The organism is Acinetobacter rathckeae (assembly GCF_015627125.1).
GTDB lineage: Bacteria > Pseudomonadota > Gammaproteobacteria > Pseudomonadales > Moraxellaceae > Acinetobacter > Acinetobacter rathckeae.
The window spans coordinates 174192-199668 of the sequence record NZ_VTDO01000003.1 but is presented as its reverse complement, the minus strand read 5'-3'; the positions used below and the strand labels follow the sequence as shown (position 1 = coordinate 199668).

The 25477-nt window shown below is 38.7% G+C and carries 10 protein-coding genes; 7 read left to right on the top strand and 3 right to left on the bottom strand.

What is annotated here, in order from left to right:
- Both I2F31_RS06535 and I2F31_RS13305 read left to right on the top strand, forming a co-directional pair.
- Positions 1-706, top strand: a 706-nt coding sequence (locus I2F31_RS06535) for a hypothetical protein (protein WP_213014827.1), incomplete at its 5' end; no start/stop codon positions are given.
- Between the two features lie 15 nt (positions 707-721).
- On the top strand, positions 722-9835 hold the full coding sequence (locus I2F31_RS13305; protein ID WP_266096541.1) for a calcium-binding protein: 9114 nt from the start codon (positions 722-724) through the stop codon (positions 9833-9835).
- A gap of 169 nt (positions 9836-10004) precedes the next feature.
- Here the strand turns inward: I2F31_RS13305 and I2F31_RS06475 are convergent, their stop codons facing one another.
- The 3 genes from I2F31_RS06475 to I2F31_RS06465 all read right to left on the bottom strand — a co-directional run bounded on the left by I2F31_RS06475 (position 10005) and on the right by I2F31_RS06465 (position 14138).
- Positions 10005-12086, bottom strand: a complete 2082-nt coding sequence (locus I2F31_RS06475; protein WP_195773655.1) for a TonB-dependent siderophore receptor — start codon at positions 12084-12086, stop codon at positions 10005-10007.
- 219 nt (positions 12087-12305) lie between these two features.
- Positions 12306-13154, bottom strand: a complete 849-nt coding sequence (gene nadC / locus I2F31_RS06470) for a carboxylating nicotinate-nucleotide diphosphorylase (protein ID WP_195773653.1) — start codon at positions 13152-13154, stop codon at positions 12306-12308.
- Positions 13155-13217: 63 nt separating this feature from the next.
- Complete coding sequence (locus tag I2F31_RS06465) at positions 13218-14138, bottom strand: NUDIX hydrolase (protein ID WP_195769469.1); 921 nt, start codon at positions 14136-14138, stop codon at positions 13218-13220.
- A 282-nt stretch (positions 14139-14420) separates the two neighbouring features.
- Between I2F31_RS06465 and nadA the strand changes: the two genes are divergently transcribed.
- The 5 genes from nadA to I2F31_RS06440 all read left to right on the top strand — a co-directional run bounded on the left by nadA (position 14421) and on the right by I2F31_RS06440 (position 25472).
- Entirely contained in the window at positions 14421-15572 is a 1152-nt protein-coding gene (nadA, locus tag I2F31_RS06460) for a quinolinate synthase NadA (protein ID WP_228285129.1), read from the top strand.
- A complete protein-coding gene (gene nadB, locus I2F31_RS06455) occupies positions 15556-17076 on the top strand; it encodes an L-aspartate oxidase (RefSeq protein WP_195773652.1) in 1521 nt (506 codons plus the stop codon). The genes nadA and nadB overlap by 17 nt, the downstream gene beginning before the upstream one ends.
- A gap of 79 nt (positions 17077-17155) precedes the next feature.
- Positions 17156-17866: a hypothetical protein gene (locus tag I2F31_RS06450; protein ID WP_195769466.1), complete on the top strand. Its 711-nt coding sequence runs from the start codon at positions 17156-17158 to the stop codon at positions 17864-17866.
- Positions 17867-18133: 267 nt separating this feature from the next.
- The gene (locus I2F31_RS06445; RefSeq protein ID WP_195769465.1) at positions 18134-21802 is read left to right on the top strand and encodes an exodeoxyribonuclease V subunit gamma; all 3669 of its coding nucleotides are present in this window, start codon (positions 18134-18136) and stop codon (positions 21800-21802) included.
- Positions 21795-25472 carry a UvrD-helicase domain-containing protein gene (locus I2F31_RS06440; RefSeq protein ID WP_195773650.1) on the top strand — a complete coding sequence of 1226 codons (3678 nt, stop codon included), beginning with the start codon at positions 21795-21797 and terminating at the stop codon, positions 25470-25472. Before I2F31_RS06445 ends, I2F31_RS06440 begins: the two co-directional genes overlap by 8 nt.
- Positions 25473-25477 lie beyond the last annotated feature (5 nt).

Genomic DNA, 25477 nt, shown 5'->3' with positions numbered 1-25477 from the left:
AACGCCACGGCCTAGAGAAACCAAGAGTGGAAGAATGAGTTACTTTGTCCCGTCTTTTCGTGCCATGTATTTGTCACCTTTAAGTGCCAAGGACTATAAACAGTTTATTACTTTAATTGAAGGTATGGACATTCATAAAAGCCTAAAAGAAAACTTTAAAATTGTGGCAGGGGTCATTAACGATGGTGGAAAAGTCCGTTATTTCATTGCTAATCGAGATGTGAGCCGTGAAGATTACATCACATTCTTTAAGAATAACTTACGTAAGTTTAGTATCTTACATGATGAAGATCCAATTAATCCAATCAAGTTTATTCCTTTACAAGACGGTTTAATTACCTTTGAAGAAAAAGCCGACATTGAGGCAGACCCCTACCCACCTATGAAGTATTTAACCCATTACTTAAAGTTTCCTTTTTATCGTTATTGTTGTGATATCAAAGATACACAAAGAATGGCACGTGCAGCTAAGCCCGAAGAAATGATTTACACACTAAAAGATATTCCAGATATTGCAACAGCAACTAAAAACAACCCAAATTTAATTCGACAAACCAGTGATATCGAACTGATTGGACAAATCGGGCGTTTTGAAACAAAAGATTATGTCTTAGCAGGAAAAAGTACACCTGTCGAAGAAATGGGTAAGTACGGCCATCAATATTCAGACACTGTAGATACCTGTCACAGCATAAATTTAAAGTAATAAGAGGAAATAACCATGTCACAAATTAGCATTAAAGAAATCTTGTCATTATATTTGTTTGGTCAAAAAGAAATACCTAGCAATTTAAAAGATGACAAATGGCTAAGAGATAAAGATGCAAAGGGACAGCTCGACCATCCGATCGATATGGTCGAGTTTATGACCCAAGGTGCAGGGCGTTACATACAACCAGGGGCATTTTTAGCTGTAACCAAGTTTTTAGAAGGGAAATATAGTGAAAAGTTAACAATAGGCCAAAGCTATAGTTTTAATGAATTACTCACAAAAGTCGTTGTTATTGATAAAAATAGTGAAAAATATACAGCATTTAAAGCTGAATTCATTAAAAAAAATCCAAGTGCTTCAGAAAATGTCATTGATAATGAATATAAAGTAGCTCAGGGAATCTTGGGTTTAACCAACTATAACTTAGATATTGACTCAAGTGACTATTTACAAAGAAGTTATGTCTTTGGTTCTATGCAATTCACACTCAGTGATGACACTAAGTTTATTATAGATGAGAGTGGTCAGCCACGGATTGAAAACTTACGTGTTGTACCTATAGACGATAACTTTGACTATGAAAGCCGTGATGGTTTGGCAGGTAAAACCAACAGAATAACAGAACCATTTATTGACCCTTTTAAGATTGGGCGCCAAGTTGAACTTAAATATGATCAAAGTACCAAAGATCGTTTGCAAGCATATGATTTAACTTCTGCTAACTTACCCACATTGCATGCTCAAAAAAAAGAGTTAGATAATTTAAAGAGTTCTATTTTTGGTATAACAGATAGACCCAATATAATTGCGTTAATTAATGGTTTAGATGAGATCATTAGTATTGTCAATGCCATTTATAGGAAAGATAACAAACTTATTGTTTATGGTTCTAAACAAGATGACTTAGATATTCAAAGTAAGATAGATAAGTATCTGAAAAATTTACCTCCTATAGAGTTGTCTAGCAGTACATATGTTGCAGCATATGCTGTTTCAATTTTCCCTGAGTTAGATAAACAAAAAGAATTTGTACAAAATAGTGGCCGTATTTATGTATTGGGCGATGGTAACGATACCATTACAGCCACAGATAAAGACGATATTATTTATGGTGGTGCAGGTCACGACACCATTTACGGTGGTCACGGAAATGATCTCATTTATGGTGGAACAGGCAACGACCAACTGTATGGCGACCAAGGCAATGACTTGATTGTGGGTGGAGATGGCAATATTCAAATTGATGCAGGGGACGGCAATGATGTTGTTGCCGTTTTGAGTCAGTCTTATTCTAAAGCTGAAGTGAAAGGCGGTAAAGGCAATGATGTTATTACTGTAACCGATGGCGAAAACACACTAGAAGGTAATGAAGGAAATGACCATATTGAAGGGGGTAAAGGCAAAGATCGTATTGATGGTGGTGCAGGCAATGACTACATACAAGGTCATGATGGTGAAAATGAGCTCAAAGGCGGTGAAGGAAATGACTATCTTGTCGGTGGAAAAGACAAAGACATCTTAGAAGGAAATAAAGGAACCAACGTACTTGATGGAAAAGAGGGAGAAGATATTTACCGTTTTCACTCTACAGACTTATCTACAGCCACAACATTAATTGCAGACCAAGATGGTACGCTTGAAATTGATGGTAAGCCAATTGAGGTGGGTAACTATGATGAAGAGATTTCTGCGTGGCGGAGCATTGACAAACAATACATTATTAACAAGATACAAGGTGATAGTAACCAATATACCATCGTTATTTTTAAAGAAGGTGAGCTTAAAAATAACATTTATCTTAGTAAATGGAGAAAGAATGGCGATTTAGGATTAACTTTTTCCAATGCACCAAGTATAGAAAATGCACCTCAAGAGAATAATTCTGGCCCAGAAGGAAATAATTTTGTTAACCCACCAAAAGATCTTTTAGGTGGAGAAGGCGATGATGTAATTGTTGCGAATTCATATGAGGCGGCTGTTGCCTTTGGAGGAAATGGTAGTGATTTTATTATGGGGTCTTCAATCGAAGATAAAATATATGGCGGTAATGGAAATGACTATATTTGGGGCGGTTTAGGAAAAGATAAAATATATGGAGGGAATGGCGATGATGTTATTCTAAGTGCAAACTCTAATAAGGAACGCGGTGCAAATCGAGCGAGTTTCTTCTGGGAAACTCATTATGAAAGAGCTGAATTTATTTCTAGCAATCCCAAACAAGAAGAAAAAAAAGAAGAGGAAATCTCAAAAATTTTTGATCAGTTATATAAATATGATAATAACTATCAATGGGATATGAGTTTAAAATATTATAAAGAGTTTGATGAGAAAAGTGAGAGCTATTCATACTTCATGAATGGTACGCCATATTTAATGCCTATTTTAAAGCCTTACATTCAATCTGGAGATAATCGTCTCAAGCTGTCAGATACCTTTGATTCTTTTGATGAAAAAGGGATTGGAGAAAAAGGTGCAGATATTGTTTATGGGGGTGCTGGAGATGACTTTATTATAGGTTCTAGTGACAATGACCATTTATATGGGGGAGATGACAAAGACTATTTATATGGACTTGCTGGAAATGACCATTTATATGGAGGAAAGGGAGAGGATGAAATATCTGGAGGTATCGGACAAGATTACATCTTTGGAGGTGAGGGCAATGATCGTATTTCCGGTGACTATGATTCAGATATTATTTACGGTGGAGCTGGCGATGATAAAATTAATGGAGATGTTATTAATTTACTAGGTACAGATGCACCACCAAATGGTAATGATATTTCACGTTTTGGAAATGATTTAATATATGGAGGAAGTGGGGAAGATTCTATTTATGGAAATAATGGAGATGACTTCCTTTACGGAGGGGATGATAATGACAAAGTAAATGGAAATGAAGGTAATGATTTCGTTTATGGTGACAATGGTAATGATAATTTATGGGGGGAAGATGGTGATGACTACTTATTTGGTGGGAATGGAAATGATTTAGCTTATGGCGGTAAAGGTGAGGACTTTATATTTGGTGATGAAGGAGACGATTCCTTATTTGGTAATGAAGGAAATGATTTAATTTACGGTGGTACAGGAAGCGATATGCTTTTTGGTGATGAAGGAGATGATATTATTTATGGGGGAGAGGGTGCTGATCGAATTTATGGGGGTGCTGGCGATGATATTATTGATGGAGGAAAAGGTAACGATATATTAACGGGCGGTAAAGGCTCAGATTTGTATACCTTTTCTATTGGTGATGGCCAAGATATTATTCAAGAAGAAGTTAGTGATATCGCCTCATTAAATACAAAAAACTACATATTGTTTAAGTTTGATCCAAGTCAAGTTAGAGGCGTTTCAAGACAAAATGATGTAGACCTTGTTGTACAGTATGGAGAAAATGACCAAATTACTGTTAAAAACTATTATAAAATAAGTAACAAAAGTAACCATAGTTATTTAGAAAATACAGAAAAATTTGAACAAATTGAGATTTCAGAAATTCGCTTTGTAAATGGCCCAGTTTGGAACACAGCAGATATTATGGCTATGGCACCTCCGCCAGAGCATTTAGAGGATATTAAAACAGGACGGGATGACTTACCTTATTTTATCAATGCACTAGCAACTGAAGAGTATATTAAAGTAAAAGGTAAAAATACGGTGACTTACGGGTTCTTTTTTGATGAAAAACTATCTAATTCTAAAAACTTTTTTCAGCAACAAAAAGATGCAGTCACACTTGCATTAAAAGAATATAGCCGAATAACAAATATCGAATTTGAGCAAGTAACAGAATTAAGTGACAAAGTCGATTTTAAATTTTATTTAGATGATTTAACGAGTGCCGAAGCCGGAGCGGCAGCAGGCTACGCCAGTGCCCAAACAGGTGAAATTCATTTAAATTCTAATATATATAAAGAAGCGAGCTCTTTTAACCAAGGCGAATATGGTTTTGAGGTGTTACTCCATGAAATTGGACATGCTTTAGGTTTAGAACATCCGTTCGAAGCCCCTGTTTTGCCTGAAAAAGAGAACAATCAAAACAATACGATCATGTCTTATACATCAAATCAGAAAAATGACGTTACTCTTGGAATGTATGATATTGCTGCTATACATTATTTACATGGTATACGCTCTGATTTAAAACCTGAAGATAATATATATGAGTTTGATACGAACTATATTTATGATGGTGCTGGTATTGATACATTAAGTGCAACTTCACAAATTAAACCTGTGCATTTAGATTTAAATCAAGGTGGATGGAGTTATGTTGGGGAAAAATCTGAAAGTATCTTAGATAAAGACCAATTAGTAATTGGCTACGGTACAGAAATTGAAAATGCAATAGGAAGTAGTGAGAGCGATACCATCTTAGGTAATCAGCTAAACAATACTTTAACTGGTGGTTTAGGGAATGATACTTATATTTTTAATGAAAAATTTGGACATGATAAAATTATAGAAAATGATTTTAATAATATTATTAAACTGAATTTTGAATTAGTTGAAGATTTTGCTTATTACTATGAAGGTAAGCTTCATCATGGTGAGAATACAGTAGAATTTGATTTGAAGAACTTTTCTAAAATAGTTATTCAAGAAAAAGAAATTTCTGTGGATGAGTTTAAAAAGAAGTTTTTCATGGAAAATGTTCAGACTAGTATGACATTAAATGCAGCTTATAAAGGTGCTTATCTAAGTAATACTGAAGTTACTTTTTATGGTAATGAAAATAGTAATTTGATTTATGGAACAAAAGAGCAGGAAATACACTTATTCAATGGCAATAATAAAGTTAGTTTAAATGGTGGTGATAATAAAGTTTATACTGGTAATGGAAATAACTACATTGAAGTGGGTCAAGGACAAAATTATATTAGAACGGGTTCAGGCGATGATGTAATTACTACCAAAGATGGTGATCAAAAAATCCAAGCAGGTGATGGAGATAACCAAGTCACTGTTGGTACAGGTAATAGTGAAATTATTGCAGGTTCAGGTAGTGACATTATTACAACACAGGCAGGAAATCATATTATTACAGGTGGTAAAGGTAATGATATGCTCAATTCAAAAAATAATAAAAGTAATTTAAATACTTATATTTTTCAACAAGGTGATGGTCAAGATACTATTTCAACCGAAGGGCAAATAAAACTTGTTTTAAAAGATACCTTATGGGAAAACGCATCTTTTATCATTCAAAATGATGATTTAATCATTAAGTATGGTGAAAATAATAGTGAGATTAAAGTACAGGGATTTAAACAGAATTCAAATATTAATATTGTTGAATTTAAAAATGCGAGTTGGAGTGCAATAGATTTAGATAAGCACCTTAAACAAATTTTGACTGGAACAGACCAAAATGATTATTTGTATAATAAGACAAAATATATTACCGATATTTGGGGTTTAGATGGTAATGATAGTTTAAGCGGAAGAAAGCTTGACACCTTATATGGTGGAAATGGTGATGATCATTTAATCGCAACGGAAGATGGTGTAAATCTTTATGGTGGTAAAGGAAATGATACTTATACATTTAAAGATGGTGCAAAAAATACAATTATTCGTGATGAAGACTTAACAGGCACGATTGAATTAAATTTTGCTCCTTTTTATACTGTTCAAACAGGAGACCACTCCAATGATAATATTTATCCAAAACAAGGCAGGTTAATTGATCAAGGTAAATTTGATACAGTATATGCGGTTAATTCAGATACCAAGCGTAATACGACGGTTAACTTTAACTCAAAAAATAAAAAAATAGAGGTTTCTTTAGAGCAAGATTCTTCTGGTATTACAGTATCATATTCTTTAAGAGCTGAAACTAAATACACAGTAAAGGATGTAGTTTTTAGTATAGAAAATATAGAGCAAATTGACAGTTTAAAAAACTTTAAAGTATCTGTTATTAATCCAAAAGGATTTTATAACACATATGATTTTTCTGGTACAAATAGCTATACAAGGAAATTTATTGATACTGTCATCACTATGGATGAATTTCTCAATCAAGGAACAGTAAAGCAAACATATGGTTCAGAAGATGATGTAATTAAAGGTGTAAGTACATATTATTATGAGGGGGATATCATTTATGCAGGGGCAGGAAATGACCAAGTTGATACAGGACTAGGTGGCAGCACAGTTTATGGTGAAGATGGTGATGATTTAATCGTGACACCAGATATAAATGCTCATGATACGGTTTATGGTGGAGAAGGAAATGACATCATTTATACGTTTAACAGTGTGATTGAAAAAGATAAAAACAATAAATATTCAACTTCAGATGAAATCTATGGTGGAAACGGAAATGATAGAATTTACGTTGGAAATCAATGGTCTCGCATTTATGGAGGGCAGGGGGATGATACTTTAATTGGAGGCAATGATGGGGGATATTTAGATGGTGGAGAAGGTGCTGACTACTTACAAGGTGGTTTGGGCAATGATACGTATGTAATTGATGAGTGGGATACCGTACGATTAGATCTAGAACAAGAAAATGGGGGCTATGATAAAGTTATCACAGAAAATAATTTGGATACTACGGGTTTATATATTGAGGAAGTTGAACTCATAGGACAAAAAAATAGTCAGGTTACTGGCAACCAACTTGATAATAAGATTTTAGGGAATAGTGGGAATAATCAGCTTTATGGTGGCGAAGGAAACGACACTTTATATGGTGGTGATGGTAATGATTACTTAGATGGTGGCGAAGGAAACGACATTTTATATGGTGGTGAGGGGAGTGATTACTATGTAATGAAAAATTTTGATCATATTGCTAAGGATGAAATGGGCAATTTAAAAGTTGTTTACGGTGATAAAGTTATAGAAAATGGTCAGACAGGTATTGATACGTTAGAGCTTTGGGGAGATTTAATCTTAATTAACCCATACGATTTAAGTAGCGAAGATCGTACGTATACTTATATACCAGATGGTATTGAAAATATTATATTAAAGGGAGATGCAAAAACTGTCTTTGGAAATAACTTAGATAATGAGTTCTGGTTAAATAGTAATAATAACAACATTTATGCTGGTAAAGGTAAAAATACGGTTCACTATGCCAATGGGAGTAATAAAGATACCATTACTTTCGATACCTCAACACAACAAAAAAATACGTTGCTCATAGAGGGCTATTTTCTAAACAATATAAAAGCAAATAAAGTAGGCAATGATTTGAAGTTATCTTTTGGTAGTGACAGTAATGATGAAATTACTTTACGAAATTACTTTAAAGAAAATGCTGCAGACTTTATTCATATTGAGTTGAGTGAAGGCAACCATGTTATCTCTAAAGAGTGGATTAATCATTCTATTTTAGAATTAAGAGGAGATAAAAATAACAATAACCTCTTTGGTTCAGGATTAAATGAAACTATTTATGGATATGAAGGCAATGATTACCTAGATGGTGGTGAAGGAAACGATACTTTATATGGTGGTTCAGGTGACGACACGCTTTATGGTGGATTGGGTAATGACATACTCGATGGTGGCACAGGTGATGATAAATATGTTTACCGCTTAGGTGATGGGCAAGATATTATTAACCAAACAGGTGGTGGTAAAGACATTGTATTCTTTACCAATGGTATTACTAAAGATCGTTTAAGTTTTACAAAAGACACTAATGATTTAGTCGTGTTAGTAGACAAAGACCCACAGCAATCTGTACGTATTAAAGATCATTTCTTAAGCGGTGAAAAGGCAATTGCGATGGTACAGCCAGATGGTGGATATGCTATTTTAGCCAGTGATATTGCTAAACAATTTAAAACAACTGATACAACACCAGTCACACCGCCAACACCTCAAAATCCACAACCAACAACACCTGTTGTTCCTACACCAAAACCGAGTGCCAATGGTTACGATAAAGTGATTACAGGTACAAACTCACAGGGTGAGCAACTGGTCGGGACAAGTGGTAAAGACCTCATTCAAGGCTCTACGGGCAACGATTATCTCTATGGTTTTTCAGGTGATGATTACTTAGATGGTGGTGATGGAGATGACTATTTATCGGGTGGTAATGGTATTGATAAAAATACAGGTAATGATACCCTCGTTGGAGGTGCAGGTAATGATATTCTTGCTGGAGAAGATGGTGATGACTTATTGATTGGAGGGACAGGAAATGACTCATACCTTTACTCTGAACATAATGGTGTAGATACCATTGACAATACAGGTGGCGGTAATGATGGTGTATTCTTTATGAATGTTAAAGCTAACCGTTTAAGCTACCATCAAGATAAGAACGATCTTGTAATTTTAATTGATAAGGACTTAAAACAACAAGTACGTATTAAAGAACACTTTTTAGGAAATGATAAAGCTATTAGCTATATTCAACCTGAAGATGGTTACTCCATTATGGCAACTCAAATACCAAAACTACTGACAACGCTACCTGGTCAAGTGAGCACAACACCGATACAACCAATAATTCCAAGTAAAAATAAAATTGTAGGAACAGCGAGAAATGATGCCAAGCTTCAAGGCACAGCCAAGGCAGACTTAATTCAAGGTTTAGCAGGAAATGATAAGTTATATGGTATGGCAGGTGATGATGAGTTAGAAGGTGGTGATGGTAATGATCTTCTAGATGGCGGTGAAGGCAATGACCTTCTGGATGGAGGTAAGGGTAATGATACGCTCTTTGGCGGTAAGGGTAATGATACATACCTATTTAACAAAGGTTTTGGTCAAGATATTTTAAATAATGTGGGTGGTGGTAATGACCAAATTTATTTTAATGGTATTAATTACAATGAAGTGGCGTTTAGTGTAGTTAAAAGTGACTTATTAATTAAGGTTAAAAATACCAAAGATCAAATTACCGTGCAGAACTGGTTAAAAGGTGGAGAAAATGTTGTGTCAACCGTTAAATTTTCTTCAGGTGATCAGATGACATCTGCTCAAATTTTTAAAGCGATCGGTAAGACAGACCCCTCAGTTGCAAGTAACTTAAATGCAATGAAAAATGCAATGGCTACAAGCTCAAACACAGGCACTAGCTCACCTTTGATTTCTTCCCCAAATATGAACGGTGTAACGACATTGCTAGTGAGTAATACATAAATAATTTAGATTAAAAAAGGCGCTTTATGCGCCTTTTTTAAGATGTCCCATGAAGTGAGTCTTTATTGCATTGTTGGAGAAGATTGCCATTAGAATTTAGGACTATGTGGGGACTTTCCTAAATGGTACCAACTACCTTTTTTACTACTTCATTGATGATTTGGGCTATCTAGTACTTAAACTTCAAATTAAACATAAATGTACGTGGGTTACCAAAGTTAATCAGCTGTGCATTTGGCGTAGTGCCTTGAATATATTCTTTATCAAATAGATTCTTCACGCTCAAGTTTGCTGCCCAATGTTTTGCTTCGTAGCCGGCATTTACATCAAATAGGGTGTAGCTTGGAATGTAAACATAGTACGTGGTGCGTTGTGCTGATGCATTGCCTTGGTAGCGTACACCACCGCCAATGTTCCAACCCATTTTTTCACTGTCGAAGTAATATTGTGTAGACAACGATGCCGCATTTTTAGGTACGTGGTTAATGCGTTTGCCAATGTCTGCTTTGGTAATGCTGTCAGTAATTTTTGCAGTTGGAATATAGCTATAAGCAGCAGAAACATTCAACTGTGGTGTAATCGCAGCAGACAATTCAGCTTCAAAGCCTTTGGTGGTTTGCTCACCTGTTTGAATAGAGTAAGTACCAGTAGTGCTTGTTTCAGTCACATTTTTACGTACTAAGTCGTAGTATGCCATGTAACCTTGTAAGCGACCGTCAAAGCCTTGTAGTTTTACACCTGCTTCAATCTGTTTACCTTGCTCAGGCTTTAATAATTCACCTTGTGCCCCAGTGTCTGTTACTGGCATAAATGAAGTGGAGTAGGTGGTGTATGGTGCAAAGTGGTCATTTACTTCATACATTAAAGACGCACTACCTGTGAAGGCATTGTCCGAGTTTTTAATGGTGCTATTTTTTAAAAAGTTATAGACCTTAACCTGTGTCCAGTCATGACGTGCCGATAAATTTAATAACCAGCTGTCATTAAATTTAAAATTATTTTTTAAGTATAAACCTGTGTATTGGTTGTAGGTTAAGTTCCACGAAGGTGTACCTGTTTTTATACTGGTCACACCATAAACAAGCTTATTGGCATTGAGGGAATTAATTGTGTCTACACGTTGGTAATAATCGCTGCGTTCACGCATCATATCTACCCCAAGCATCACATCGTAATTGACAGCACCTAGGTTAAAGTTTGCCTGTAGGTTTTGATCAAGTGCAAAGTTACTGTCTTGTTTGTCTTGGTAGTTGATTTGGCGGGTAATGGTTGGAAATTTCGCTCCAGATGCTGAAAATACGGAGTTACTCCAACTGGTATTACGCGTTGCCGCAAAGTTTTGGTTAAACTTCCAGTTGTTGTTGAAATAGTGCGTATAGTTGCTACCAAAACGGTATACATCTACGTCATAGCCACGGTCAGGTTCACCAATAAATATTTTACGGCTATACCCTTGATAGTTGCTTGGTATGCCTTGGTTACGTATGTAGTTGCGATGCTGATAGCTTGCAATCACAGACAATTCATCTTTGTCGCCGAGATCAAAGTTGTATGATGTAGCCACATATTGGTTTTTAAAGTAAACGTAGTCCGTTGGGTCATTTTGGTATGAGGCTTTAGCGACTAAACGTACTGCACCTTTGTTACTGTCTTCATTTGGCGCATAGTTCGCGTCAATCACAGCTTCTCTAAGCGCATAACTACCGTATGTTAAACTGCTGTTCACAAATGTTTTATCTTCAGGACGTTTGGTGGTTAAATTGACTAAACCACCGGGCAGAGCTAAGCCATAACCGACAGAAGTTGGGCCTTTAACCACTTCTACAGATTGTACGCCTGCAATGTCTTCAGATCTTAAAACATTGGTTGATGTTTGGGTGCGTAAACCATCAACATAGGTTTGTGCACTTGAGATTTGTCCGCGAATAATAAAGTCATCCCAACCACGGCGACCGTAAGGGGCAGAGTTCACACCAGCTACGCCTTGTAAGGCATCGGTGACACTTTGCATTTGTTTTTCTTCAATTTGTTGCTGGGTTACGACACTAATAGACTGCGCTGTTTCAAACAGTGATGCCCCCGTTTTGACCACAGAAGCTGTTTTCGCTGCATAGTTTTTTTGGTCTTGGTCATTTTTTTCAGCTTGAGCTTGAATAGATGGAAGGACTGTACTGTTTTCAGATGCTGCATAGACATTTGGGAAAGTGGTGGCAAGAATAGATAATGCCAAAAAAGAGCGTTTGACCTGCATAATGAACCCCTAAATAAACGATAATTATAATTATTACTATTTAGGTTGGGAAGTTTTTTGTATAGATTCGCTTGAATAGAGGCGTGGTTTTAGCGTGTTTGTATGTAAAGACAACATATTGCATTATTGTATAATGTGTAATCAAGTATAGGGCTTTATTTAGGTAGGTATTACACAGTGGGAATAACAAAGCATTATTCCCAGATTGAGTTTGATAGGTTATATGTAGTCTAAGCCAATATCTAAGTACCGTGCACTGTGGGTTAAATAGCCTAAAGCTATAAAATCAACCCCTGTTTCTGCAACTGCTTTGGCAGTGTTGGGCGTAATGCCGCCTGAAGCTTCGGTGGCCGTTTTTCCGTGACACATTGCAACAGCTTTTTTCAATACATCAGGTGACATATTATCTAATAACACCAATGACACACCTTCTTCTAGCACACGTTCAAGTTGCTCTAGTGTGTCGACCTCAACTTCTACAGGAATCAGATGTCCTGCATAAGCTTTAGCTTTTTGAATGGTTAAAATAATATCTCCACCAGCAAGGGCAATATGGTTATCTTTAATTAAGATGGCATCATCTAAGCCCATGCGATGGTTTCTTCCACCACCTGTACGCACTGCATATTTTTGAATATCTCTTAAACCAGGAATAGTTTTACGTGTGCAGGTTAAACGTGTTGGGGTATGTGAAATCAGATGCTGAGTTTCATGTGTTGTGGTGGCAATACCACTTAAATGGGTCAGAAAATTCAGTGCAGTACGTTCAGCGCTTAAAATGGCATGTGCATTGCCTTGAATCGAAGCAATGACGGTATTGGGTGTGAGTGTCGCACCATCTTCTAGGTGAGCATGAAAGACCAAATGAGGATGCATGGTTTTAAATGTCAGGCGAGCTAAATCTATACCGCATAAAATACCTGATTCACGCGCCACAATATGGAGCTGTGCTTCTTTTTGAGTAGGAATGACAGCTGCAGAGGTTACATCACCACGTCGTCCCAAATCTTCTCGTAAAGCACTCTCTACGAGTAGTTGTAAAATGACATCAGGCAGTGGGTAATGCATCGTAAATCTCCAATATATGCTCATATAGAGTATATGTCGGAAATTTATGCAGATGCAATCTTTTTAGTTGTTGGCTGTTGGGAGTTTATAGCCTGAAAGTAAGCTTTCTTGTAATACATTGCTTTTAAAGCGATACAGTTGAGCAGGCCGCCCTCGCTCAACAAGTGCTTCTTTTCCTGTCGCTTCAATCAGGTTTTGATGTTGTATGAAGCGTCGAAAGTTTTGTTTATGTAGTTCAATGCCTGTGAGCGCCTCTAAACTCTTTTGTAATTGAAGTAAGGTAAATTCAGAAGGCATCAAGTCAAAGATCACAGGGCGATATTTTAATTTTGCACGTAAGCGTGTCATGGCTGTGGCCAACACTCTACGATGATGATTGTGCATGGGTTGCCCTGTAATGCTTTCAGGCAATTGTTGATTAAAATAAGGTGACTCTGCAATCAACCCTGCTTCATACATGAGTTCATAACGCAATAACACATGTTCTTCTTGCCATTCATGGCCATTTAGCCCCCAACATAAATTCATACGTTGGATGCGTTGCGTGCGTATTTCACCACTTGCCGATGAGTCAATCCAGTCTTGTATATTTTTGATAATTAATACAATTTTTTCTTGGTTTTTGGCTTGTCGTTTATCTTCCCATGGAAAGTAGTTATACCAGTCATTCCATTTTGCATCTAAAGCTAATTTTTCTTCATCGGCTTCTTTGACCAATCCTAAATAGCTGACATACACCATAGGATAGCCAATATGTTGAGAGCGTTTGACATCTACAAAGGTGTAGAGTTGTTCCATATATCCCAAAGGTTGTCTGGTTTGTTGTTGTACCCATGTGCGAGCACCTGCTTGTAGTGAGTGGTGAATCACTTGCAAGGGGCCTGAAGGGAGTAAATGACCTTCATTGATGGTTAAAACACGTGCTGAAAAGTGTGTGACGGCAATAAGTACAGCAACAAGTTCGGTGGTTGTTTCTTGAACCATATCTATTTTGTGTTCTCTTATATTAAATGGGTAGATATCTGATCTCTATTGTATGCGAAACAGTGAATATTCTTGAATGTTTCGCTATAAATTACAGCAATTCTGTAGTTAAAAATTAAATCTATATAAAACAATATCTTATTTTATTTATGCTCAAGTTGAGTAGAAATAGTTTGAATTTATATGCTCATTATGAGCATAATCACTAAAGCCGTAATTTGGATGAATGTCATGAGAAACGTCATAGAACATTATCACTATGAAAAGCCATCATTGGATTTCATGCACACGTATTTAGTCGATGCCAAAGCCGAACAGGTAGAAAATAGCTGTACGTTGCAGCAAGCATGGGCAAAAGTGCCACAGCTGATGAGCCAAGAACAACAACAGTCTTATATTGTAGAGATCAAGACCTTACTTAAAGAACGCGGTGCGGTCATGGTGGCACATTATTATGTTGAACCTGAATTACAAGATTTGGCTTTAGAAACAGGCGGTATGGTGGGCGATTCGCTTGAAATGGCAAAATTTTGTAAGTCACACCCTGCAGAAACCTTACTTGTGGTAGGGGTTCGGTTTATGGGTGAAACGGCTAAAATTTTAAGCCCACAAAAAACAGTATTGATGCCAGATTTAGAAGCCACGTGTTCACTAGATTTGGGGTGTCCAATAGATGCCTTTTCAAAATTTTGTGATGAGCATCCTGACCGTACAGTGGTTGTCTATGCCAACACCAGTGCCGAAGTGAAGGCGCGTGCAGATTGGGTGGTCACATCTTCCATTGCGATTGAAATCGTGCAGTATTTACATGCACAGGGTCAAAAAATCATTTGGGGGCCTGACCGTCATTTAGGCAGTTATATTCAAGCACAAACAGGTGCAGACATGCTGTTATGGCAGGGCTCTTGTATTGTACATAATGAATTTAAAAGTATTGAGCTTGAACATTTAAAGACAAAGCATCCTGATGCATTGGTTTTAGTGCATCCTGAATCACCTGCTGAAGTTGTGGCCTATGCAGATGTGATTGGCTCAACCAGTAAGCTATTGAAAGCTGTTACACAATATGAAAATCAGACTTTTATTGTGGCGACGGATTTGGGAATTTTGCACGAAATGCAAAAACAAGCCCCCGAGAAACAATTTATTGCAGCGCCAACCGCAGGCAATGGCGCAACGTGTAAATCATGTGCTTTTTGTCCATGGATGGCCATGAATGGTTTGGAGGCATGTTTGAATGTTTTGAAGTATCAGCATCAGCGTGTTGAATTAGATGCCAATTTAATCATCGATGCTGAAAACCCGATTTTAAAAATGTTGGCTTTTTCAGCGCAGTATCAAAAGTTTAGTCAAGAAAGCAAGCATGATTTAAACGTAGGTGCACATTCATTTAATACATGGTTAATGGAGCAGTCGGATGATACAGCGTTGTGAGTATGATGTTGTTATTGTTGGGGCAGGCTTAGCAGGTTTAACCGTTGCGCTGTCTTTGCCAAAGCATTTGCGTGTTGCGTTGTTATTAAAAGATGATCTGTTCACTAGTGCGAGTTATTTGGCGCAAGGGGGTATAGCGGCTGTTTTAGCTGAAACAGACAGCGTGGAAAATCATGTTGCAAATACCCTGAACGCAGGTGCGGGCTTATGTGATGTGAAAAATACACAGAAAATTTTAGCGCAAGCCCCTGAGGCGATTGCATGGTTGCAGCAACAAGGCGTGGTGTTTGATTGTGATCAAGTGAATACTCAACGTGTGCACCTGACCCAAGAGGGTGGGCATGATCATCGCCGTATTGTGCATGTGGCAGATCATACGGGGAAATCAGTCATTCAGGCTTTAGTGAAACAGCTTGAACATGCACCTAATGTTGACCAGTTGGTGGGGCATGAGGTAGAAGAAATTCTGACCACAAATACACAGTGTTATGGTTTGCGTTGTAGACAGGGTCACGAGCAATATACTTTTATTGCACAGCATACAGTGCTTGCAACAGGTGGTGTTGGACAGCTTTTTGAACGAACTACAAACCCTGTGAGTGCAAAAGGAGATGGCCTTGCATTGGCGTTTAAAGTAGGGTGCCGTATTGTAAACTTAGAGTGTATACAATTTCATCCGACAGGACTTGCTCTGCCCAATGCAGACGGTTTTTTGATTTCTGAAGCATTGCGTGGCGAAGGTGGAATATTGCGTAATGCCAGTGGGCATCGCTTTATGCCAGATTACGATGCACGTGCGGAACTTGCACCAAGAGACATTGTGGCACGAGCAATATGTACAGAAATGCTGAAGCAAAACAACCAGCCTGTTTGGTTAGATATGACGCATTTAGATGAAACGTTTATTCAACAACATTTTCCTGCAATTGATGCGAAGTGCCGTGCTTTAGGGTTAGATATTTGCTATCAGATGATTCCTGTTGCACCAACGGTTCATTATAGCTGTGGTGGTGTGCTGACAGATGCTGTAGGGCATACAGATATTCAAAATTTATATGCTGTAGGTGAGGTTGCATGTACAGGTTTGCATGGTGCAAATCGTTTAGCGAGTAATTCATTATTAGAGTGTGTGGTGGTTGGACGTAATATTGCACAAGATGTTGTTTCGCAGAGTGCATGGGCATATCCGACTGTGGGTCAGATGCATACTTTTAAGCCATTATCTGTACCTGTAGCGAATGTATCAGCAGATACTTTTTCCCACTCGACACTTCAAAAATGGATGAGTCGCTATATGGGGGGTGTACGGATTCAGGCAGGTTTAGAACAACTATATTTGCAGTTAAAAGCATGGCAGACCAAGTACCCTACAGAGCATTTAATTCTTGTTGCATTACTGATGGTGACTGGTGCACTGGGTCGTTTAGAAAGTCGAGGGGCACATTTTAATGAAGATTATCCAAAGGTTACAGAAGAGGGGAGGTATTCGTTGAATATGGTCTAGGAGCAGTTATCTATTTTTAGATAAAGTAAGTTATTATTAATAATTGCGGTCTTTACAAATAAAACAAAGGTTTAATGAAATGTCAGTGAGTTTGAATTCAGAATTAAACTTGAATCCATTATTGAATTTAATGCTTCAGAGTTCTTATGGCCTAATCATTTTGGGTATAGGTGCTGTTCTGATTTTAGCAGTAACACTTATTTTTTTTCTAATCAAGTCTGGGATTTTTAACGTAATAATAGAATACCAAAATTATAAAGTAAAAAGAACTCAAGCAGAAATAAAAGATAAAGAGGGTTTAACTCATGATGAGTCACTTAAGAATCATAGAGCGAAAATTCTATATCATTTGAATGTTGCTAAATTAAATAGATTACTTAATTACTCACACCCTGACCGAGATTTATTGGAATATATTCTTAGTTGCAGAGATACCCGTTTAGCAATTTTTTATTATGAATCTGCTAAGCAGTATCTAGAGAAAGATATAAATACCAAACAATATATTTTGAAGAAAGGGTGGAGAACAAAGCATGCCGAGAAATTAAGTACATTAGGAACATGGGTATATTTTATAATTGCTCTTGGTTCATTATTCCCAATGTATTGGCTATTGTTTTTGTATCTAGTTAATGGAGAAAGTATCAATAAAATACCTAGTAGCTTTTTAATTTCACAAGGTATTTTATTTTTAGGTTGTACTTTTCTTGCACTGATGACTTTGAGTCCGCTACTTAAGCCCTTTAAAGCAAAGAAATTCTTGGCATTAGAGAAAGTTGATGAGTCGTAAATTTAAAAAAATATGAATGGCTACAACCTGTCTGTAGTCAGTGAAACCAATAAAAACTCTATAGAGGTGAAAATTATATACCATGTAAGTATAAGCATTTAACGACTTACGGTATGAAATTTAGCTTGAAAATTACCATCTCATGAAACTTATAAAATAATTACACCTTAGGTATTGAATCCCTTTTGCGTATACCACCACTTAAATGAGTAGATCTGGTTATAATCTGTTTGGCGATCATACTCATAATAATTCAGGAGAGCATCAATGGCGATTCATGTTTGCCAAAGCCAAAAGCTAGAGGTATTGGCTCAAATTTTATCGGCACAGTTGAATCAGCCCTCTGAAAACTTATTGGGGGCATTGCAAAGCCAGCATTTTATTGTGCCTAATCCTGCCATTGAACATTGGCTCACCCAGTATATTGCACAGCAACATGGCATCAGTGCTAATCATGTGTTTCATCATCGGATTCAGGCCTTTCAGTGGTTTATTTATCAGCATGTGTTGACCAATAAAGACCAAGTTCGCCAAGCCAATTTACCGCGTTTAGTCATGAAGTGGCGTATTTATACGGTGTTGTCGCAGTTAAGCGAGCAGGGAGCGAAGCTACCTTTAGACCACCCCATGCATGCGTTTATTCAGCGTATTGAAGACAGTGCTTCACATTTAACAGACGCCAAGCAAAAGCAACAAAAACAGCAAAGCATGTGGTACTGGGTGGCAGAAAATGTATCGAAACTCTTTAGCCACTATATGGCGTATCGGGGCTACTGTAACCAAGATCATGGCAGTTTGCTGTGTAGCTGTCCCCATAATTGGTTGGCAAAGTGGGGTAAGGGACAACATTTAGACATAGAAAGCCTGATTGCGTCTGACCAACAGTTGTCTTTATATAATTTAGAGCAAGCCAGTGCCTTAGAAACATGGCAAAGTTGGCTATGGCAACATATTTTTCACGACGATTTTTTAAATATACAGGCCATTGATGATGTTTTTTGGCAAAGCCTAGAGCAGATGACAGAGCCTGAGCGTCGTGATGCATTACCGCAACAGGTGATTGTATTTACATTGTTAGATTTACCACCGATTCAACTGCATTTTTTACGCCGTTTGGCACAATACATCGACATTAGCATTTATCACTACAATCCATCGCAAGAGTATTGGGCAGACAGTGTCGACCCAAAATGGAAAAAAAGTTACGACGCAAAAGTAAAACAGCGTTTTATTGAAAAAAATCAGCAACAGGGCAAAGCGGTCTCTGATGATGATATTGCCCATTTTCTCAGAAGTTTTAATCAGCACTTTAATGCTGAATCACGAGAGTCTAGACACCCATTACTGACGCGTTTTGGTAAACAGGCACGAGATCACTTTTCACTGCTTGCAGGGTTATCTTCAGGTGAAGAAGGCGAGTGGGACGATGTGTTTATTGATATTGATACAGACAGTTTACTTCATCAGTTACAGGCAGATATTTTGTATTTAATGGAGCCTGAAGCCAATGGGTATGCACTAGATGAGCATGACCACTCTATTCAAATTCATGTGTGTCACACCACATTGCGTCAGCTTGAAGTATTAAAAACACAACTGGTCGCGTGGCTTGCAGAAAAAGACCCAACACAGCCACGGCGTTTAGATGATATTTTAATTTTAACCCCTGCACTTGCCGACATAGAACCTTTGGTTCGCAGTGTATTTGCCCCGATGCCGAACCATCAGGGTAAATTGCAAGATGACTATCTGCCAATAAAAATGGCAGGGGTCATGCAGTTTGATTTAAATAATGCATGGCAAGCAGTTTTGGGTCGAATCACTTTACCCGATGGTCGTTTTCAATTTGATGACTTTTCAGATTGGTTGAGTCTACTTGCTACACAGCGTTTTTATGACTTAGATTATCAGGCGGTTGAGCGTATTTTACAGCTATTACAGCACGCAGGATTTAAGCGTGGTTTAGATGCCACCCATTTACAGCGTACATTATTGCCTGAAGACACAGATTACCGTTATACCTTTAAATTTGCCTTAGACCGTTTAGTGAAGGGCGTGGCTGTGCCTGAGCATGTGATGGTATTAGATGGGCTGAGTATTGAAGACTTAATGCCCGAAGATTTTGCTTTGGTGGGGGTGCTCATTCAAATATACAACGATTTTAATCAACGCCGTGATTGGTTGTATAGTGAGCAATACACACAGACCACCGTTGAGCAGTGGCTATTTAAACTCCTTGATGAAGTCACGGCCTTTGAAAAGCAGGGTGAAACGGTTTTACGTAGTGTTAAAGAAGTCATACAAAAACAAATACGTATGCTCACCTTAACAGCCAACTATGAGCAACGGCATGCCAAAACCGAAGACCTTGCGGCGTTAAGTGATTTAACTTTGCCACTGGCCAGTGTGATTCAAGAAATTAGCAATGCCATAGAAAGCCATGTCGAGCAAGCCATACCCAGTGGTGCCATTACTTTTAGTGAAATTGGGCAGATTCGTCCACTGCCATATCGTTTGGTGGTGTTGCTGAATTTAGACAGCGGTATTTTTCCAAGTCAGCAACGGCATATTCCATTTGATTTGATGCAAGTGTTACGCCCCATTTTAGGCGACCGCTCACGGCTTGAAGATGACCAAGGGGCTTTTTTAGATGCCTTGTTGTTGGCTAAAGATGCCCTTTGGTTGTTTTATAATGGCTTTGATGCCAATGGCGGTGATGTTCGCCCACCATCTGCGGTATTACAAGAGTTAATTGATCATCTACAATTGATTGTGGCAGAGCCAGAGCAGCCGATGCCACTTGATGATCGTGGTTTAGAGATTTCACCGAATCTGCGACCACTGTATCAATTACATTATTTACAGCCCTTTGACCTTGATTATTTTAGCCAAGATGGCTCGACACAATACAAAAATCAGTGGTTTGATGTCGCACTACAGTTACAAAACCATACGGCAAAACGTCCTGCGTGGGTTGATGCCGAAGTCAACACCTCTGCCAAAACGCTTCGAGTGCTTGAGCAACAACAGTGGTTGTCTGATGTCACCTTTCCTGCACAGTTATATTTAAAAGCGTTAGGTCTAGCAAACCTACGTTTGGCAGATGAAATACAAGACAGTGAACCGCTATTGTTAGATGGTTTAGGCCGTTATCAGATCCGTGATTTTTTACAACAGCAACAACATCTGCCAGATGCAGACTTACTCATGGACTGTTTGCCCGTCGGAAAAGTACAGCACAGTGCATGGCAACAGGCACAGCAAGAGCATACAGACCTACTGGTTGAGCTACGCCGTTATGCCACTGAACCCACAAAAACCACGCAAGATACCTTATGCATTGAAGAAGGGCTGTATATACGCATACGTATTGCTGAAAAAGGTGCACAGCAATGGGTGAGTTTGCAGGCAGCGAGTGCACGGGCGGAACGATGCACCAAAGTGTGGCTGGAGTATTTATTATGGCTCAGTTATTTAGACCTTGCAGACGGCGGTACAGATTTAAAACGGGTGGTGGTTTTTAGTAATCAGACCATGATTTGCCAAGGTGTCAGCTCTAGTCAAGCCAAAAGCTATTTGGCTGATTGGTGGCAAGCATGGCACGTTGCACAGCAAACGCCGTTAGTGTTGCCTGCAGCACTATTACTGAAACCGATAATAGAAGACAGCAAAGCACTAACATGGCAACAGGTCGATGAACAGCATGTACTTGATGAAAAGAGTATGCAGTTATTGCTCAAAGCATGGCAAAACAACTATGAATACGGTGCATTTGCAGTTAGTGAAGATAAAGCCTCACAGTACCATCAAGATTGGGAGTTTATCTTACAACAGCAAGATCGCACCGCCTTATTACAAGATGCTTGCTTAACGTGGTCATATCGTTTGTATGCCCCAATGTATCTTCAATATGTGGAGCTTTGTAAGCATGGATAACAGCACAGCCGTGTCATTTGATCCGATTCAAGACATTCAATTTACAGGGTTACATTGGATTGAGGCATCGGCAGGGTCGGGCAAAACGTTTACTTTATCTAGCCTGATTGTACGGGCATTGGTTGAAAAGTATCTGCCTAAACAGGTAGTTGCAACCACATTTACCCGTGCGGCGGCTGCCGAGTTAAAACTACGTACCCGTAAACGACTCCTTGAAGCATTCGACTTTTTTAAGCAGCGTCAAGGCTATGCCGAACAAGAAAACCTGACATGGCTTGAAATGCTAAAAACCCAAGGTACAGACCCATTATATGTGGTTTTACTCAGCCAATATTTCAATAAAATAGATTACTTATGCTCACGTTTAAATGTGGTGATTTCACAGCTTGATGATTTATTTGTAGGTACACTCGACAGCTTTAGCCAAAAGTTACTCAGAGAATTTGCTTTTGAAAGTGGCAAAATAGAACGTGCAGACATTACAGACCAATCGAAACACTATATTAAACAACTGATTCACGACATACTCAGAGAGTGGCTACAACAACAAAGCCAACAGCAGATCGATTTTATGTACTTTGCAGGGCATTTACACCCTGCCGAACACTACATGAAATTGGTAGAAGATACACTCAATTTTAGCAATGCTCAGTTTAATTCACCCATGCCACCTAAATTGGCATTAGAGGAAATTGAGCAATTACAACGTAAACTCAGTGGGCTTTCAGTGGCACATCTTGCAGCATATTACACCGCTGAAGGGGAGTATATACAGGGGGTGAGTGGTACGCTGTATAGAGATAAAAGTAAATTTACCGCTCTTTTTGAAGTGGCAATACCAACGGCAATAAACGCGTTCTTAAAAGACGATGGCAAGGCCTTTTTTAGCCAAGACCATGCATCTTTATATAAGCTACAACAGCAATTTCATGCACAAAAACTGTTTACTAAAAAATGCCCCACAGATGCAGCAGAGGCATTTTACAATGATTCCGAATTGCACCGCTTTTTTGAGGTGCTGACACAACTTGCTGAGATACAGCAGCAACTACAACAGACAGAAACCTACTTTAAGTTTTATCTGTGTCAACAAGTGAAACAGCGTTTACCTGCGTTATTACAATACAAGGGTGAAACCACCTTTGCACAGCAAATTAAAACTTTGTCCGATGCATTGCAAGACAGTCAAGGTCAAGCCTTTGCAGCCTTTGTACAACGCAGTTATCCACTGATTTTTGTTGATGAGTTTCAAGACACAAACCAAGACCAAGACAACATGCTGGCGAAAATCTGGCGTGATGAGCAGCGTTATATGCAAGGCTGTATGGTCATGGTGGGAGATCGGAAACAGGCCATTTATGGCTTTCGTGGTGGTGACATGCTGACCTTTATACAAGCACAGCAAGATGTGACCGCCAAACAAGGTCGATACTACCGCTTAAAATACAACCATAGAACAGTCAAACCACTGGTACAGGCAGTCGATGCTTTGCTACTTCAACGCCCAGATTTTGGTGAGCAAGTGATTTATCAGGCTGTAGAAGCAGGTACACGACCACACCCAAGTTTGGTTGATGCTGTGGGAGAAAACCACGCACCACTACGGTGGCTAACCATCAGCGATAAAAAACACGTCAGTGCAGACATACAAGTGGCATGGCAAATTTCTACCCTATTACAACAGGCACAACACGGTCTGTTATATACGCAAAAAGACCAACAGCAACAGCCCATACAACTCGATGATATTGCGGTGCTGTCTAAAAATCATCACAACTTAGACTTAGTACAATACGAGTTAGAGCGTTTAGGCATACGAGTAAATCGTCCTGCCAAACGCAGTGTCTTTGCAGGCCGTATGGCACAAGATGTGGCTGCATTTTTAGCGGCAATTTTAAACCCTTTCGATGAGCGTCTGGTCAAACGGGCTTTGGCGACTCGGTTAATGGGTTTTAACGTATCGGACTTGGTTCAGCTGGAAACGCAAGCCGATGGTTTGGGGCAATACATTGCTGTGTTTGATCAGATTCGTGAAATGTGGTTCACACGGCAGTTCTTAACCGCTTGGCAGTTTGCATTGAATGAACTGAATATTTGGCAAAGCATCGTGAAATATGCCTCGCGTGACAATGAGCGGGCCGTGGTCGATTTAAGACACTTGAGTGATTTACTCAGCAATGAGAGTCGGCATTATCAAGGGCCACACAATTTATACCAGTGGTATATTAAACAAGTGGCTGCACCCAGTGAGCGAGAATGGGAGCTAGAACGGGCGTTGTCGAGCGTGGCAGGTGTACAGCTCATGACCATACACCAGTCGAAAGGATTAGAGTTTAAAATTGTTTTTTTAATCAATGCAGACTCTACTTTTAGTGAAAAAAATAAAACCTTAAATTTTTCAACCACTGAAGTGACGGATACCAACGCTAAAACGCAACGTGTGGTTGAAATTAATGACCAAGCACATTTACAAGAACAGGCGTTGTCACAACACCAAGCCCGTGCCGAAGCAGAGCAAAATCGTTTATGGTATGTGGCATTAACCCGTGCCAGTCATCGTATGTATGTGGTGATGACGCAGCCTAAAAATCCCGCAGGCGTGAGCTTTTGGACACAAGGCGTGCCCTTTGAGCATGTGGACAGCATGCAAGCCGATGAGATTTTGAGTGCTCCAGTCGCTTACCGTGAAAAAACGCATGAAGTGATTGCAATACATGCACAGCCGTTGCCTAAGTTAAGGTTGTACCCCCGTTCACGCACCAGTTTTTCAGCCTTGGCACAACACTTGACCCGTCAACAGGCACAAGACTTATTGGTTGAGCAAGACAGCATACAACACCCTGCCGATGATGAAATTGCTGTGCCATCTGTCACAGTGATGGATGCTGAACCTACGCCCATTTCAAGCATTGCCATGAAATTTCCTATGGGGACACAGGCAGGTAATTTTTTACATGAAATCTTTGAGCAAATTGACTTTCAAAACAGCCAAGATTGGGCCATAGAGATACAACGCCGTTTTAAAAATGACTATGTGGCATTACGCCAACCGTTACTGGAGTACTACCAAACACAGTCTGAGCAACCTGAACAGCAGATGATTCAGGCAGTCATTGATTGGTTGCAGGCGATTGTACAGACCCCAATGCATGGGGAATTTTGTTTACAACAGTTAGCTCGTAAAGACTATTTGTCGGAATTTCCTTTCCACTTGGCATTGTCTGACCGTGTCTTTGCTACACAGCGAATCTATCGTTTGTTGCAAGAGTATGGCATAACCATTCCCACATTAAATGCAGCTGAGTCGGCACGGTTTATGAATGGTTCAATTGACTTGGTGTATTTATTTGAAGGTAAATATTACATTGCCGATTATAAAAGTAACTTTTTAGGGGAGTCAATTACGGCCTATACGACCGAGCAAATCGCTAAAAATATGTCGCAAAGCAGTTATTGGTTACAGGCATGTTTATATTTGGTGGCATTGCATCGTTATTTAAAACAAAAACTACAGGGTTATACCATTGAGCAGCATTTAGGTGGGGCGAGTTATTTGTATTTAAGAGGCATGCATGGTGTGGCAGGTTATGGCGTATTATATTGGCAACCCGATGTTGAGTTAATTTTACGGCTTGATGCGACTTTAGGTTATGATGATACGATCGAATAATTCTA